This window comes from Ancylobacter sp. TS-1 (assembly GCF_009223885.1).
Classification (GTDB): Bacteria; Pseudomonadota; Alphaproteobacteria; order Rhizobiales; family Xanthobacteraceae; genus Ancylobacter.
On sequence record NZ_CP045144.1, the window covers coordinates 399,153 to 414,080 of the forward strand.

The following is a 14,928-nucleotide window of genomic DNA, read 5'->3' on the forward strand; positions in this document are numbered from 1 at the left end:
AGCACCGCGTTCGCGCGGGGGCCAAATGGAACAACGTAGCAACCTCCGGATACGGACGAGGGTGAACCGATGAGCGATATTGCCGAGCGCGTGAAGAAGATTGTAGCCGAGCATCTGGGCGTCGAGCCCGAGAAGGTTACCGATAATGCCAGCTTCATCGACGATCTCGGCGCCGACAGCCTCGACACGGTCGAGCTGGTCATGGCCTTCGAAGAGGCCTTCAACGTCGAGATCCCGGACGATGCCGCCGAGACGATCCTGACCGTCGGCGACGCGATCAAGTTCCTGGAAAAGAACGCGGCCTGAGGGCTGCTCACATGCGCTGCGGCGGGGGTCCCGTCGCGGCGCCCACAGGTCAGAAGTTCCCCGGAGACATCGTATGAGGCGCGTCGTCGTTACCGGCCTCGGCATGGTGACGCCGCTTGGTTGCGGCGTTGACGTTACTTGGAAGCGACTCCTTGCCGGACAGAGCGGGGCCCGGCGCGTCGAGAACTTCGACGTCTCGGACCTGGCGGCCAAGATCGCCTGCCAGATCCCGCGCGGCGATGGCTCCGACGGCACCTATAATCCCGACCAGTGGATGGAGCCGAAGGAGCAGCGCAAGGTCGACGAGTTCATCGTCTATGCGATGGCCGCCGCCCGTCAGGCGCTGGACGATGCCGACTGGCATCCGACCTCCTACGAGGACCAGTGCGCCAGCGGCGTGCTGATCGGCTCTGGCATCGGCGGCCTCAACGGCATCGCTGAGACCAGCCTGCTGTTGCAGGAGCGCGGCCCGCGCCGTGTGTCCCCCTTCTTCATTCCCGGCCGGCTGATCAACCTCGCCGGCGGCTACGTCTCCATCGAGCACGGGCTCAAGGGCCCCAATCATGCGGTGGTCACGGCCTGCTCGACCGGCGCGCACGCCATCGGCGACGCCGCCCGTCTGGTCGCCTTCGGCGATGCCGACGTGATGGTGGCCGGCGGCACCGAATCGCCGATCAACCGGCTCGCCATGGCCGGCTTCGCCGCCTGCCGGGCGCTCTCCACCGGCTATAACGACACCCCCGAGAAGGCGTCGCGTCCCTATGACCGGGACCGCGACGGCTTCGTCATGGGCGAGGGCGCCGGCGTCGTCGTGGTCGAGGCGCTCGAGCACGCGCTGGCGCGCGGCGCCAAGATTTACGGTGAGATCGTCGGCTACGGCATGTCGGGCGACGCCTACCACATCACCGCCCCGTCCGAGGACGGCGACGGCGCCTATCGCTGCATGCAGGCGGCGCTGAAGCGCGCCGGCATCACCTCGGCCGAGGTCGACTACATCAACGCGCACGGCACCTCGACCATGGCGGACGGGATCGAGCTGGGCGCGGTGCAGCGCCTGCTCGGCAACAATGCCGCGCGGGCCTCGATGTCGTCGACCAAGTCGGCCATCGGCCATCTGCTCGGCGCTGCCGGCGCGGTGGAGGCGATCTTCTCGCTGCTGGCGATTCGCGACCAGATCGCCCCGGCGACGATCAATCTCGACAATCCCTCGGTCGAGACGCCGATCGACCTGGTGCCGCACACGCCGCGCCCGCGCGAGATCGAATATGCGCTGTCGAACTCCTTCGGGTTCGGCGGCACCAACGCCTCGCTGGTCTTCAAGCGCTACGCGAACTGACCGCAAGGTGATGACGGCGCAGGGAAAGTCGCGGTACTCACGTACTGTCGGCTTCCCGCTTTCGCCATTATTTCGGGTAGTCTGCCAGTGCGTTGCGCTGCCCGCGGACGCAAGGCGAGGCACCCGATGACCGACGAGACACCGACCACGCCGACCGGCGCCGAAGCGGCGCCGCCCCCGCCGGTGGCGAACGCTCCCGAGCCGGCCCCGACCCCCGCGCCCGCGCCGGCCCCCGCCAAGGCGGAGAAGGTCCGCCGGCCCTCGCGCTGGGCACGCCATCCCCTCGTCGCGGCGGGCAGCGCCGTGTTCACCCTGTTGCTGGTCGCCATCGTGCTCGGCGGCGGCGCGCTGTGGGTCGGCAAGTCCCGCTATCAGGCCGTCGGCCCGCTCGCCGAGGACAAGGCGGTCATCGTGCCGAACGAATATGGCGTGATGGACATTGCCGACCTGCTGGTGCGCCAGGGCGTGATCGAGGACAAATGGGTGTTCGTCGGCGCCGCCATGGGCACGCGCGCCTCGGGCAAGCTGAAGGCCGGCGAGTACGAGTTCGACAAGGGCGCCTCGATTCAGCAGGTGCTCGAAACCCTCGTGTCGGGCAAGGTGATTGAATACACCGTCACCATTCCCGAGGGGCTGACCAGCGACCAGATCGTGGAGCGGCTGGCCGAGGTGGCGGAGCTGTCCGGCTCGGTGCGGCAGGTGCCGCGCGAGGGCAGCCTGATGCCGGACACCTACAAGATCACGCGCGGCACCTCGCGCGAGGACCTGCTGCGCCGCATGGCGCGCACGCAGGACGTCACGCTGAAGGAAATCTGGGCCAAGCGCGACCCCGACCTGCCGCTGAAATCGCCGGACGAACTCGTCATCCTCGCTTCCATCGTCGAGAAGGAAACCGGCGTTCCCGAAGAGCGCCACCAGGTGGCGGCGGTGTTCGTCAACCGGCTCAACAAGAAGATGCGTCTGCAGTCCGACCCGACCATCATCTACGGTCTGGTGCGCGGCAAGGGCCGGCTGGAGCGCCCGCTGACGCGCACCGACATCTCCACCCCGACGCCGTTCAACACCTACACCATTCCGGCCCTGCCGCCCGGACCGATCGGCAATCCCGGCCGGGCGTCGCTGGAGGCCACCGCCAATCCGGCCAAGATCAAGGCGCTCTATTTCGTCGCCGACGGCACTGGCGGCCACGCCTTCGCCGAGACGCTGGACCAGCACAACAAGAATGTCGCGCGCTGGCGGCAGGTCGAGAAGGATCGCAAGATCGATCCGGCCAGCCAGCCGGCCGGCACCTCCGGCACGACCGGCGCGACCGCGGTCGACTGAGCGGAGGATCCCGGCCCGACGCCCGCTTGAGGCCAGCGGCGCCGGCTATTATGGTCCGCCCGCCGCGAGGGCGCGGACGGGGGATGGAATGGCGCTTGCCAGCATGACGGGTTTCGCACGCACGCAGGGTACCAGCGGCGCGTGGGGATGGGCCTGGGAACTCAAATCGGTCAACGGCAAGGGCCTCGACGTGCGGCTGCGGCTTCCCGCCGGCTGGGAGGGGCTGGAGCCCGGCCTCAAGCAGATCGCCTCGCGCGCGCTCTCGCGCGGCAATGTCAACGCGAACCTCACCCTGACCCGCACCGACCCGGAGGTCAGCGTCCGCGTCAATGAGGACGTGCTGCGCGCGGTGATGACCTCGGTGCGCCGCGTCGCCGCCGATCTCGACGCCCCGCCGGTGCGGCTGGAGAGCCTGCTCGGGCTCAAGGGCGTCATCGAGGTCTCGGAGGCCGAGGAAGGCGAGGCCGAGCGCCGCGCGGCGGAAGCGGCGGTCATCGCCGGCTTCGAGATGTCTCTCACCGCCCTCACCGCCATGCGCCTGCAGGAAGGTGCGGCATTGGGCATCGTCCTCAGCGAAAGGCTGGACGGCATCGCCCGGCTGACGGCGGCGGCCGAGGCCAATCCGGCGCGCCGGCCGGAGGCGATCCGCGCCAAGCTCGCCGAGCAGATCCGCACGCTGATGGACACCGGCGCCAGTTTCGACGCGGACCGGCTGCATCAGGAGGCGCTCGTACTCGCCTCCAAGGTCGATGTGCGCGAGGAACTCGACCGGCTGGTCGCCCATGTCGCCGCCGCCCGCGCCATGCTGGCCGAGGGCGGCGCCGTGGGGCGCAAGCTCGACTTCCTCGCGCAGGAATTCAACCGCGAGACCAACACGCTCTGCTCCAAGGCCAACGACGTGTCGCTGACCGCCATCGGCCTGGAGCTCAAAGGCCTCGTCGAGCAATTTCGCGAGCAGGTCCAGAACATTGAGTGAGGACAGGATGAGCGAGACCAACGAGAACGCCGCGACGCCCGGTGCCGCCATTGGCGGCCGACGCGGGCTTATGTTGATTCTCTCGTCGCCCTCTGGCGCAGGCAAATCAACCCTGGCCCGCCTGCTGCTGGAGCAGAACCCCGATATCTACCTCTCCGTCTCGGTGACGACGCGCGGGCGCCGGCCGAGCGAGGTGGAGGGCGTGCATTACCACTTCCTGACCCGCGAGCGCTTCGAGCGGCTGCGCGATGCCGGCGACCTGTTGGAGTGGGCGGAAGTGCACGGGAATTTCTACGGCACGCCGCGCGAGCCGGTGGAGGCCGCGCTGACGGCGGGGCGCGACGTATTGTTCGACATCGACTATCAGGGCGCCGAGCAGCTCTACGAGAAAATGCGCGAGGACATTGTCGGCGTCTTCATCCTGCCGCCCTCCGCCGCCGAGCTGAAGATGCGGCTGGAGCGCCGGGCGGAGGACGCCTCGGGCGTCATCGAGAAGCGGCTGAGGAATGCGCGCACCGAGATCGCGCACTGGCGCGACTATAATTACGTGCTGGTGAATGCCGACCTGAACAGCACCTTCGCCAATCTGCGCAACATATTGCTGGCCGAGCGCCTGCGCCGCGAGCGCCAGCCCGGCCTCGAACCCGTCATCGAACGGCTCGATCAGGAACTGGCGAGGCTGACCGACTGAGCGCCGCCGCGCAGCGCGACCCAGGCATTGGCGAGCGCGACGAATCCCTCGACCGGCACGCGCTCGGCCCGCTCGGTCGGTTCGATGCCGGTGGCCGCCAGAAGCTCCATGACGTCGACGCCCAGGCTCTTGAGGCTCTGGCGCAGCATCTTGCGGCGCTGGCCGAAGGCCGCCTCGGTGACGCGTTCCAGCGCCCTCAGCGAGCAGGGCAGGGGCGCCGCGCGCGGTACGAGGTGCACCACGGAGGAGGTGACCTTGGGCGCCGGCACGAAGGCGGAGGGCGGCACGTCGAAGGCGATGCGCGCCTGCGCCCGCCAGCCGGTGAGGATGGCGAGCCGGCCGTAATGGTCTTCCCCCGGCGCGGCGACTATGCGCTCGGCGACCTCGCGCTGGAACATCAGCGTCAGGCTCTCATACCAGGGCGGCCACGGATCGGTGGAAAGCCAGCCGATGAGCAGGGGCGTCGCGATGTTGTAGGGCAGGTTGGCGATGAGGACGGCGCGCCCGCCTTCCGGCACCAGCGCGCGGTAATCCGTCTCCAGCGCGTCGCCCTCGATGATGTCGAGCCGCCCGGGGTAATGCGCCGCCACCTGCGTCAGCGCGGCGATGCAGCGTGCGTCGCGCTCGATGGCGATCACCCGGCGCGCGCCGAGCGCGAGGATGGCCCGTGTGAGGCCGCCGGGGCCGGGGCCGACCTCGACCACCGTCACGTCGTCGAGCCGGCCGCCGGTGCGGGCGATCTTCGAGGTGAGGTTGAGGTCCAGCAGGAAGTTCTGGCCGAGCGACTTCAGCGCCGACAGGCCGTGCTCGCGTATGACCTCGCGCAGCGGGGGCAACTCGTCGATGCTCATCCGTCGATGCCCATGCTTCGTCCCCCGCGCGGCATCACGCCGGAGGGCCGTCGAACGCCAGTTCGGCAGCCGGTTGGCCTTCCGCACGGGCGGCGTCGCGGCCGGCGAGGCGGCGGGCGAGGCGCAGCGCCTCGATCAGGCTCGACGGGTCGGCGCGGCCGGTGCCGGCAATATCGAAGGCGGTGCCGTGGTCGGGGGACGTGCGCACGAAGGGCAGGCCCAGCGTCACATTGACCGCGCGGTCGAAGGCCAGCGCCTTCACCGGCGCCAGCACCTGGTCGTGATAGGCGCCGATGGCGACGTCGTAGCCGGCGCGGGCGGCCGGATGGAACAGCGTGTCGGCCGGCAGCGGGCCGCGCGCATCGATGCCCGCGCGGCGCAGGCTCTCGACGGCGGGGCGGGTGACGATCTCGTCCTCCACGCCCAGCGTGCCCTCTTCGCCCGCATGCGGGTTGAGCCCGCAGACGGCAAGGCGCGGGGAGGCGATGCCGAAGCGGCGCTCGAGGTCGCGGGCGACGATGAGGGCGGTCTCGACCAGCAGCTCCTGCGTGAACAAATGCGGCACCTCGGCCAGCGCGACATGGATCGTCGCCGGCACCACGGCGAGTTCCGGCGACCAGATCATCATCACCGGGCGCGGCGCGGGCTCCCCGCACAGATGCGCGAGATATTCGGTATGGCCGGGAAAGGTGAAGCCGGCGGCGTAGAGCACCGCCTTCGAGATCGGGTTGGTGACGACGGCGCCGGCGCGGCCGGCCTGCACCAGCGATACAGCGGTGTCGATCGCGGCGCGCGCGGCCGGCGCGCTGCTCGCATCGGGGCGACCGGGCGCGGCGGCGGCGGGCGGTCCGGCGGGAACCACCGGGAGCGCCGCGTGGAAGTGCCGGCCGGCATCCTCCGGCGAACACTCGGCGACCGGCACGGAAAGGCCGAGATGGGCAGCGCGGGCGCGCAGCAGGCCGGCATCGCCGGTGACGAAGAAGGCCGGCAGGTCGCGCTCATTGCGCAGGAGCCAGGCCGCCAGCGTGATGTCGGGGCCGATGCCGGCAGGCTCGCCCATCGTCAGGGCGAGGGCGGGCGACGGCGCGGCGGACATGGATGCGGTGGTCATGTGCCGTCAGCGATACTGGATCATGACGGATTTGCGGGCATCGGCCAGCAGGCGCTGGGACACCGCATCGAACTGCTTGGTTTCGAGCTCGGTGCGGGTTTCGCGCTTCTGGGTGCTCTCGCCGACCACCTCGCGGCGACCGCAGACGGCGACCATCTCGATGCCGGCGCGGGTCACTTCCGGGGCGGTGAGCTGGCCGATCGGGGTGTCGTCCATAACCTTGCGCACGGGCGCGCTCATGTCGGCCGAGGTGCGGATCACCGGATCGCGCACGACGGTCTCGCGCATGCCGCGCACCGTGGCGACGCCCGTCTCGCAATCGGCGAAGGCCTTGCGCAGATTGTTCGCCTCGGCGATGCGCTGCGAGCGCTCGGCGGGGCTTGCGGTGCGCGAGACGACCAGCACGATCTGGCGGACGGTGTATTCGGTGGTGCGCTGGGCGCGGGTAAGGTCCTCGCCCTTGCTCTGCAACGCCGCGAACACGTCGGAATCGCGCACCGTCGCTGCCGAGGAGTAGCGGCTGCGCACATAGTTGTTCCACACATAGTCGGCCCGCATCTTGGACTTGAGCATGCGGGCGTCGAGGCCGGCCTGCGCCAGCGCCGCGGTGAGCTGCTCGGGCGTGCGGCCGGTGCGGGTGCCCATGCGGGCGAACATCTTGTCGATCTCTTCCTTCTCGGCGGTGATGCCGAACCGCTCGGCGGTGACGACCTTGAGCCGTTCGTCGATCAGTTCCTCCAGCGCCTGCTTCTGGGTCGGCGAGCGGCGCTCGGTAAGCTGGGCGAGCTTGATACGCTGGGCGACGTCGAAGCTGGTGATGGGCTGGCCCTGCACCATCACGAGGATTTGCTGGGCGAGGGCCGGGGCGGGCAGGGCGGAGACGGTGCCGAAGGCGCCGAGGGCGGCCAGAGCGAGGGCGACGGCCCGCGTGGCGACCAGACGACGGCAGGCGAGCCAACCATCCCGAATCCGATCCGCTCCGAGCATGTCCGCCCCCAATCTTCCCTGGCCTATTGCGCGCAGGCCCATGTCTCTTCCGATGGATCGTGCTCTTCTGATCGGCGGATGTGGCCTCAATACGACGCCGGCCGTCAGTCGCTGCTGCTGGAGCCCGACCCGAGCTGGGACGAGAAGCCGGCCTCGCCCAGGGTCTTCAGCGAGATCGTCACGAGCACCGTGTCGACCCGCGAGCGGTTGCCGCTCTCGGTGAAGTCCGAGCGGTAGCTGAGCGCGAGGCCGAAGCACTCGTCGGCGTAGGAGACGCCGAACAGCGTGTAGTCGATCTCGTCGAGGTTCAGGTTGTAACGGGCAGCGGCGCGCAGGCTCCACCGCTCGTCGAGCTTGAGCGTGCCCATGCCGAGGATGCCCTCGCGCTCCTCGTAATAGCCGAGCTCGGGCTGCGCCGTGTACAGGCCGTAGAGGGCGCTCACGGAGAGCTTCTCGGTCAGCACGGCGCGGCCTTCGATCTCGTAGCGCTCCACCGACCAGTCGGCCTGATCGAAACGGAAGCGGTTGATCACCGAGAAGTTCTGCGTCGGCTGGTAATAGAGGCGGGCGACATAGTCCGAGGCGTCGGTTTCCAGACCCGACTCGGCGCCGGTATTCGCCATGTCCTCATAGGCGTAGGAGTTTTTGCCGAAGAGCTGGTAGGACTGGCCGAACAGCGCGTTGATCTGACCACCGCCGTTGAAGTTGGCGGTGTACTGGATGCCGATGTTGCCGCGCCCGCCGCCTTCCACGCGGTCATAGCCCGAGTACTTGCTGACATCGAACAGGTTGGTGTCGTCGAAGATCAGGCTCTGGGCGTCTTCGTTCGGGAACTGGCCGATGTCGGTCTCGTCCGGACGGATGATGACCTGCGCGATCGGCTCGATCGTCTGCGTGCCCCAGCTCTGCGCCGAGATGAAGGGATAGCGGTATTCGAGGCCGACCGCCGGCATGGCGCGGAACAGCTGCTCGTCATTGCCGGGCAGCCACGGGGAATCATCCGCCTGCGACTGCACCGAGGCAACGTCGAGCTGCATGTTGAAGAACGGCGTCCACATCTGGCCGGCGGTGTCGATGAAGGTCCGGCGCCAGTCGACCACGCCCGACAGGCGGGTGTAGCTGCCGACCATGCCGCGCATCAGGCACGCATCGCGAAGCGCCGCGCCGGCATCTTCGACCTTGGCGAGGTCGCACTGGTTGGTCGGGCCGTCATACAGCGTCGGGAAGGTCGGCGCGTACAGGGCCGAGGTAGCCCGCAGGTCGATCTCGTCGCGGGTCAGGCTGGTCAGGTTGAAGTCGTAGCTGAACTGGCCGCCGAGCACCGATTCGCCCAGCGTCTTGCTGTAGTCCAGCACCGGATGGATGACCGGCTGCTGCGCCTCCACGTCGTAAGAGGTGAGGCCGGTGAAGTACATGGCGCGCAGGTCGAAATAGCTGCGGTCGCCCTGGCCGACGAGGTAGATCTGCGACGTCACCTCGCGCGTGGTGGCGCTGATCAGGTTGTAGTCCTGAAGGAAGGTCTCGTCTGACATCAGCCAGCCGTCCCAACCCCAGTACCAGTTCTCGTTGATGTTGAAGCGGCCGTGCGTCTCGACCATGCCGCGCTGGTCGCGATAGCCCGGCTGGCCGGCGAACTCGTCCTTGTCTTCCTGGATGATGCCGGCGGCGCGGATCGAGTAGGTGCCGGTCTCCAGCCGATGGCGGAACTCGCCGTCGAGCATGACGCCCTGCTTGGAGACGAAGAGCGGCGAGAACGTCACGTCCATGTTGGGCGCGATGTTCCAGAAATAGGGAACGGTGACGCCGTAGCCGATTTCCGACGAGTTCACGAACTGCGGAACCAGGAAGCCGGACTTGCGCTTCACCGTCGGGTCGGGGGCCTCCATATAGGGGACCCAGGCGATCGGAATGCCGAAAAATTCGAGGCGCGCATCCTCGAAATAGATCGTCTGTTCCTTTTCCTTATGGATGATCTTGGCGGCGCGGACCTGCCACAGCGGCGGCTTTTCCGGCTTTTCCTTACAGGGTTCGCAAGGCGTGTAGGCGCCGCTCGTGAGCACCGTGGTGTCGCCGCCCGAACGGTCGGCGCGCGCCGCGACGAAATGCATGTCGTCCGGGGTGTCGATGCGCAGCGAGTTCACGAAGCCGTCGGCGAAGTCCTGCGACAGGTCGAGGCTGTCGGCGGCGATGACGGTGCCGTCCTTGTCCTTGAGTCGCACACCGCCCTCGGCGCGCAGGCGGCTGCCCTGCTGGTCGTAGACCACGCGCCGCGCCTGCAGCACGGCGCCGTCGTAATAGATCTGGACGTTGCCCTCGGCGATGACCTCGTTGCGCGTGTAGTCGTAGACCAGCTCATCGGCGGTCACGAGCATCTTCGCGTTGGGATCGCTCTGGCGCTGCTGGAGCACGCCGGCCGCCAGGGCCGAGCTTCCGCCCTGTTCCGACTGCGCATGCGCACCCGTCGCCGGCACAAACGCAACCAGCGTGGCGGTACTCACCGCGAAGAGCAGCCGACAGGCGGCGGTGTTCAGCCAGCGCATGCGCCGGGAACGCCTCTGATCCGCCTGGCCGGCTATCACGCTGCCGACCTTCATCCGTCCTCCCGGTGAAGCAGGATGAGAACCCCCATCAAAGCTCCAACGACCGCTGGAAACCACGCTGCAATAATGGGATGCACGATCCCGGCCTCGCCAAGATCCTCTGCGAGCTTGGTAGACACATAAAGCAGAAAGCCGGCCGCGACGCCACCGAGAATCGTCTGACCGATGCCGCCGAAGCGGAAGACGCGCAGGCTCACCGAGGCCGCGATCAGCACCATCGCCAGCAGCAGCATGGGTCGCGCCAGCAGGCTCTGATACTGCAGCCGATAGCGTTCGACGCCGAAGCCGAGGCGCGAGGCGGCCTCTATGGCGGCAGGCAGATGCCAGAACGGAACGGTATCGCTTTGCAGCGTGTCCTGGACCTGATTCGGCGTGAGATTCGTCGCGAGCATGTACGTATCGTACTCCTGCAACCCTATTGCAGGAGTTAAGACGCGCGCATTTTCCATCCGCCAGGCGCCTGATTCCAGGATGGCGCGGCGCGCCTCGATGCGCTCGATCAGCTTGTCGTCGGTGCCGAACAGAAAGACGTTGACCCCGGTCAGCACGCGCCCGCCCTCGCTCGTCGCGGCGGCCTGGATGATCGCCTGCCCGTCCACGCTTTGCTGGCGCATCCAGAAGCCGCCCGTGGTCGAGGCGAACAGGCCGGTCTGCCGGTTGAATATCTCCGCCTCGAGCCGGCTGGCGCGGTCCTTGAAGTCGGCCGACACCGGGTTGAAGACGGTTGTGGAAAACACCCCGAGCAGCACGGCGAGCAGGCAGGCGGGCGCGATGAACTGCCACGCCGAGATGCCCGAGGCGCGCGCCACCACCAGCTCCAGCCGGCGCGACAGGGTGAGGAAGGTGCCGATGGCGCCGAACAGCACCGCGAAGGGCAGAAGCTGCTCGGTGAAGAACGGCATCCGGTAGATGACCAGCAGAATCAGCGTGCCGAAGTCGACGTCGCGCTCGCCCACGCGGCGGGACAGTTCCAGCAGGTCGATGAGCATGATCAGGCCGGAGCATCCCAGGAAGATGCCAAGCACCGAACTCAGGAAGCGGCGTCCGAAATAGGTGCCGAGCGTGCGGCCGATCACGTGGCGGCTCCGCTTCTGACCCGGGGGAGGGGCGCGCGTCCCGTCATGGCGTTCTCACTGCACCGTGGCGCGAACGACACGCTGGGCGAGCGCGTCGATGCGGCGGCGGATGACGTCGGGCATGCGTGGCTTGAACCGTCCGCTGAGCGACAGCATGGAACCGATGATGAAGAGGATGGGAACGAGATAGACCAGCGGTATGACCTCGGGCGAATTGCGGACCTGGTTGACCAGGCCGAAGCTCGTCACCTGAAGGCAGATGATGAACGGCGCCGTCGCCGCAAGCGCCAGGCCGCGGCCCTCGCGCGTCGTGCGCGGCTCGGCCAGCGCGGCGCAGGCGATAGCGAAGAAGGCGAGCACGTAGAGCGGCAGCGACAGCCGCCGATGTATCTCCTCGGTGAAGCGCCCCGCCTCCACCATGTAGACGAAGTCCTTGGGGTTGGGGTTGAGCAACTCGCGGAAGGAGCGCTCCGGCGCGCGATACACCGTGTTCTCGCCGCTGGAGGTGAAGGGCGACAGATCGAAGGCGTAGCGCTGGAACTCCACGACATTGCTGTCCGGCTTGCCTGGCGTGCGCCTGTGGATGGCGCCCTCTTCGAGCACGAGGAACGTGCCCTCCGCCGAATCGATCACCTGTCCCCGTTCGGCAAGGTAGGTGTTGACCTGGTTCGGGTCGCGCGCGTCGTTGATGAAGATGCCGCCGAGCACGCCGCTCGCATTGCGCTCGCGCACGTTGAAGACCATGCCCTGCGCGAGCGGAGTGAAGCGGCCCGGCTGGGCGATGAAGGCGACCACGTCCGCTCGCACCCGCGAAATCTCATAGCGGAACTGGCGCATCGCCGCCGGAACCAGTTCGAGCGACAGCGCCGCACAGCAGGCCGCGACGATGAGAGCCAGAATCACCAGCGGGCGCAGGAAGCGCCAGGTCGAGATGCCGGCCGCGCTCGCCACCACGATCTCGGAATCGCTGTTCATGCGGAACAGCGTGTGGGCGACCGCCATGAACAGAGCCGCCGGCGCGAGGCCGAGGATCAGCGCGGGCAAAGCGAGGCTGGTGATGACGATGAAGGCGATGATCGTCTGGCCCTGCGAGGTCATGATGTCGAGTTCGCGCAGCGCCTGCGTGACCCAGATCATGGCGGTCAGTACCAGGAGCGTCCCGAGAAACGCCGTCACGGCAGATCGGAACACATAGCGGTCCAGGCGGGTCATCGAGCGGCGTTCCCTGCGTCTTTATGGAGACGTCCGCCGCCCCGGCGCGACCGTCCTTTGACCACGATGAATAATTGGCCGAGCGCTCGGGCGCAAATCGGGCCGTCCGGCGTCGACGCCAAGGCCGTTTGAGTCTCGTCGCCCGGCGCGCATTCGGCTAAAGGTGAGTGAATTCCGCCGAGCCCCAATCAAGGTGCGCCAATGCCCGATAGCGTAAAGATCAGTTTCGCCAAGCTCCCGACCTCCCTGGAGGGGATCGTCGTGCTCCTCGCCGCCGAGCCTGTCGAGGGAGATGTGCCGGCCTTCGCGCCCGCCGTCGAGGCGCTGCTCGCCCCGGCCGGCGACCTCGTGTCGCGCGCCGCGCATGCCGACCGCTTCACCGGCAAGGCGGGCAAGGCGACCGAGATCGTCGCGCCGACCGGGCTCGCCGCCGCGCGCGTCATCGTCATGGGCATCGGCAAGCCGTCCGAGCTGAAGACGTTCGACTGGCTGAAGCTGGGCGGCAACATCTTCGGGCGGCTGCCGGCCTCGGCCAAGGATGTCGGCGTGGTGCTGGCGCTGCCGGGCGGCGAAGTGCCGGCCGAGGCGGCCGCCGAGCTCGCGCTCGGCCTGCGGCTGCGCGCCTATTCCTTCGATCGCTACAAGACCAAGAAGAAGCCCGACGAGGCGACCCCGCGTCCCAAGGTCACTCTTTATATAGAGGACGACGCGGCGGCCAAGCGCGCCTGGAAGAAGCGCGAGGGCATTGGCGAGGGCGTGGTAATCGCCCGCGACCTGGTGAACGAGCCGGCCAATGTGCTGACCCCCACCGAGTTCGCCAAGCGCGCCGGCGACCTCGCCAAGGTCGGCGTCGATGTCGAGGTGCTCGGCGAGAAGGAGCTGAAGAAGCTCGGCATGGGCGCCCTGCTCGGTGTCGGCCAGGGCTCCGAGCAGCAGAGCTATGTCGTGGTGATGCGCTGGAACGGCGGCAAGTCCGGCGAGGCGCCGGTCGCCTTCGTCGGCAAGGGCGTGGTGTTCGACACTGGCGGCATCTCCATCAAGCAGGCCGCCGGCATGGAGGACATGAAGGGCGACATGGCGGGCGCGGCCTGCGTGGTCGGCCTCATGCACGCGCTGGCGAGCCGCAAGGCCAAGGTCAACGCGGTCGGCCTGATCGGCCTCGTCGAGAACATGCCCGACGGCAACGCCCAGCGCCCCGGCGACATCGTTACCTCGATGTCCGGGCAGACGATCGAGATCATCAACACCGACGCCGAGGGCCGTCTCGTGCTGGGCGACGTGCTCTGGTACGCCAAGGAGCGGTTCAAGCCGCAGTTCATGATCGACCTCGCCACGCTCACCGGCGCGATCATCGTGGCGCTCGGCACCGAGCATGCCGGCCTGTTCTCCAACAATGATTCCCTCTCGGAGCGGCTGGCCGAATCGGGCCTCGCCACCGGCGAGAAGGTGTGGCGCCTCCCGCTTTCGCCCGAATACGACAAGCTGATCGATTCGAAGTTCGCCGACATGAAGAACACCGGCGGACGATTCGGCGGCTCGATCACCGCCGCCCAGTTCATCCAGCGCTTTGTCGGCGATGTGCCGTGGGCACATCTCGACATCGCCGGCACCGGCATGTCCTCGCCCGCCAGCGAGTTCAACCGCAGCTGGGGCTCGGGCTGGGGCGTGCGCCTGCTCGACCACCTCGTCGCCCGCCACTACGAATCCTGAGCGGACCCGGCGCGGGCGCGCCGGCCGCGATGAGCGAAGCCCTCCGTGGGAGCCTCTCCGTGACGGAAGTGTTCTTCTATCATCTGCAGGGCCGGCCGCTCGAGGCGGCCCTGCCGCAGCTTCTGGAGAAGTGCCTGGAGCGCGGCTGGCGCTGCGCCGTGCAGGTCGGCGCCCCGGAACGGGTCGAGGCGCTCGACCAGCTTCTGTGGACCTATGACGACGCCTCCTTCCTGCCGCACGGCACGGACCGCCAGCCCGACCCGGCCCGGCAGCCGATTCTGCTCACCACCTCCGAATCGAATCCCGGCGGCGCAGCGGTGCGATTCCTGATCGACGGCGCCGCGATTCCCGATCCTTCCGCCTATGCGCGGGTGATCCATCTCTTTGACGGCAACGATTCCGACGCCATCGAGCAGGCGCGCAATGCCTGGCGCGCGGCGCGCGCGGCGGGATTCGAAGTGGCCTATTGGCAGCAGGGACCGGACGGGCGCTGGGTGCGGCGATGATCCGGCGCCCTCGGGGCAGGCGGCGCCACAATTGCACGCATACCAACGCTTCCGGCGTCTGGGCGAAATCCGTTAAGCCTTGATTTACCAAACCTTTCGCAAACTATGCCACTGGGGCACGCGCTATTCGGCTACCGCGTGAAAATTGTGTCTCGATGGCAACACTTCGTTGCGGAATAGCCGGCGAGGGCACTTTGCGGCCACTTTCGCTTTGCACCGCCGGATCGTTTCGAACAGTATCGC

The 14,928-nt window shown here is 68.0% G+C and carries 13 protein-coding genes; 7 read left to right on the plus strand and 6 right to left on the minus strand.

Features of this window, described 5'->3' with window-relative positions:
- The first annotated feature begins 69 nt into the window (after positions 1 to 69).
- The 5 genes from GBB76_RS01945 to gmk all read left to right on the plus strand — a co-directional run bounded on the left by GBB76_RS01945 (position 70) and on the right by gmk (position 4,632).
- Positions 70 to 306 (plus strand): acyl carrier protein, encoded by a 237-nt coding sequence (locus tag GBB76_RS01945; protein WP_152301733.1) that lies wholly within the window; start codon positions 70 to 72, stop codon positions 304 to 306.
- 73 nt (positions 307 to 379) lie between these two features.
- Entirely contained in the window at positions 380 to 1,642 is a 1,263-nt protein-coding gene (gene fabF, locus GBB76_RS01950) for a beta-ketoacyl-ACP synthase II (RefSeq protein WP_152301734.1), read from the plus strand.
- Between the two features lie 126 nt (positions 1,643 to 1,768).
- Positions 1,769 to 2,965: an endolytic transglycosylase MltG gene (gene mltG / locus GBB76_RS01955; RefSeq protein WP_152301735.1), complete on the plus strand. Its 1,197-nt coding sequence runs from the start codon at positions 1,769 to 1,771 to the stop codon at positions 2,963 to 2,965.
- Between the two features lie 88 nt (positions 2,966 to 3,053).
- Positions 3,054 to 3,941 (plus strand): YicC/YloC family endoribonuclease, encoded by an 888-nt coding sequence (locus GBB76_RS01960; RefSeq protein ID WP_152301736.1) that lies wholly within the window; start codon positions 3,054 to 3,056, stop codon positions 3,939 to 3,941.
- Between the two features lie 7 nt (positions 3,942 to 3,948).
- On the plus strand, positions 3,949 to 4,632 hold the full coding sequence (gmk, locus tag GBB76_RS01965) for a guanylate kinase (protein WP_152301737.1): 684 nt from the start codon (positions 3,949 to 3,951) through the stop codon (positions 4,630 to 4,632).
- On the opposite strand, the gene rsmA is transcribed toward gmk, so the two are convergent.
- The 6 genes from rsmA to lptF all read right to left on the minus strand — a co-directional run bounded on the left by rsmA (position 4,605) and on the right by lptF (position 12,469).
- On the minus strand, positions 4,605 to 5,483 hold the full coding sequence (gene rsmA / locus GBB76_RS01970; protein ID WP_152301738.1) for a 16S rRNA (adenine(1518)-N(6)/adenine(1519)-N(6))-dimethyltransferase RsmA: 879 nt from the start codon (positions 5,481 to 5,483) through the stop codon (positions 4,605 to 4,607). The two genes, gmk and rsmA, sit on opposite strands and share 28 nt — an antisense overlap.
- A 34-nt stretch (positions 5,484 to 5,517) precedes the next feature.
- Complete coding sequence (pdxA, locus tag GBB76_RS01975; RefSeq protein ID WP_152304714.1) at positions 5,518 to 6,579, minus strand: 4-hydroxythreonine-4-phosphate dehydrogenase PdxA; 1,062 nt, start codon at positions 6,577 to 6,579, stop codon at positions 5,518 to 5,520.
- 21 nt (positions 6,580 to 6,600) lie between these two features.
- Entirely contained in the window at positions 6,601 to 7,581 is a 981-nt protein-coding gene (locus GBB76_RS01980; RefSeq protein ID WP_152301739.1) for a SurA N-terminal domain-containing protein, read from the minus strand.
- A gap of 104 nt (positions 7,582 to 7,685) precedes the next feature.
- On the minus strand, positions 7,686 to 10,121 hold the full coding sequence (locus GBB76_RS01985; RefSeq protein WP_246669004.1) for an LPS-assembly protein LptD: 2,436 nt from the start codon (positions 10,119 to 10,121) through the stop codon (positions 7,686 to 7,688).
- 50 nt (positions 10,122 to 10,171) lie between these two features.
- A complete protein-coding gene (gene lptG, locus GBB76_RS01990; protein WP_152301740.1) occupies positions 10,172 to 11,257 on the minus strand; it encodes an LPS export ABC transporter permease LptG in 1,086 nt (361 codons plus the stop codon).
- A 54-nt stretch (positions 11,258 to 11,311) separates the two neighbouring features.
- The gene (lptF, locus tag GBB76_RS01995) at positions 11,312 to 12,469 is read right to left on the minus strand and encodes an LPS export ABC transporter permease LptF (RefSeq protein WP_152301741.1); all 1,158 of its coding nucleotides are present in this window, start codon (positions 12,467 to 12,469) and stop codon (positions 11,312 to 11,314) included.
- A 201-nt stretch (positions 12,470 to 12,670) separates the two neighbouring features.
- Here lptF and GBB76_RS02000 point away from each other — a divergent pair, with 201 nt between their 5' ends.
- Positions 12,671 to 14,179: a leucyl aminopeptidase gene (locus tag GBB76_RS02000; protein WP_152301742.1), complete on the plus strand. Its 1,509-nt coding sequence runs from the start codon at positions 12,671 to 12,673 to the stop codon at positions 14,177 to 14,179.
- 59 nt (positions 14,180 to 14,238) lie between these two features.
- The gene (locus GBB76_RS02005) at positions 14,239 to 14,685 is read left to right on the plus strand and encodes a DNA polymerase III subunit chi (RefSeq protein WP_152304716.1); all 447 of its coding nucleotides are present in this window, start codon (positions 14,239 to 14,241) and stop codon (positions 14,683 to 14,685) included.
- Positions 14,686 to 14,928 lie beyond the last annotated feature (243 nt).

Coding starts and splice junctions, on each gene's coding strand:
- GBB76_RS01945 (WP_152301733.1), top strand. CDS start 70: ATGAGCGATATTGCCGAGCGCGTGAAGAAGATTGTAGCCGAGCATCTG.
- fabF (WP_152301734.1), top strand. CDS start 380: ATGAGGCGCGTCGTCGTTACCGGCCTCGGCATGGTGACGCCGCTTGGT.
- mltG (WP_152301735.1), top strand. CDS start 1,769: ATGACCGACGAGACACCGACCACGCCGACCGGCGCCGAAGCGGCGCCG.
- GBB76_RS01960 (WP_152301736.1), top strand. CDS start 3,054: ATGGCGCTTGCCAGCATGACGGGTTTCGCACGCACGCAGGGTACCAGC.
- gmk (WP_152301737.1), top strand. CDS start 3,949: ATGAGCGAGACCAACGAGAACGCCGCGACGCCCGGTGCCGCCATTGGC.
- rsmA (WP_152301738.1), bottom strand. CDS start 5,483: ATGAGCATCGACGAGTTGCCCCCGCTGCGCGAGGTCATACGCGAGCAC.
- pdxA (WP_152304714.1), bottom strand. CDS start 6,579: ATGTCCGCCGCGCCGTCGCCCGCCCTCGCCCTGACGATGGGCGAGCCT.
- GBB76_RS01980 (WP_152301739.1), bottom strand. CDS start 7,581: ATGCTCGGAGCGGATCGGATTCGGGATGGTTGGCTCGCCTGCCGTCGT.
- GBB76_RS01985 (WP_246669004.1), bottom strand. CDS start 10,121: ATGCGCTGGCTGAACACCGCCGCCTGTCGGCTGCTCTTCGCGGTGAGT.
- lptF (WP_152301741.1), bottom strand. CDS start 12,469: ATGACCCGCCTGGACCGCTATGTGTTCCGATCTGCCGTGACGGCGTTT.
- GBB76_RS02000 (WP_152301742.1), top strand. CDS start 12,671: ATGCCCGATAGCGTAAAGATCAGTTTCGCCAAGCTCCCGACCTCCCTG.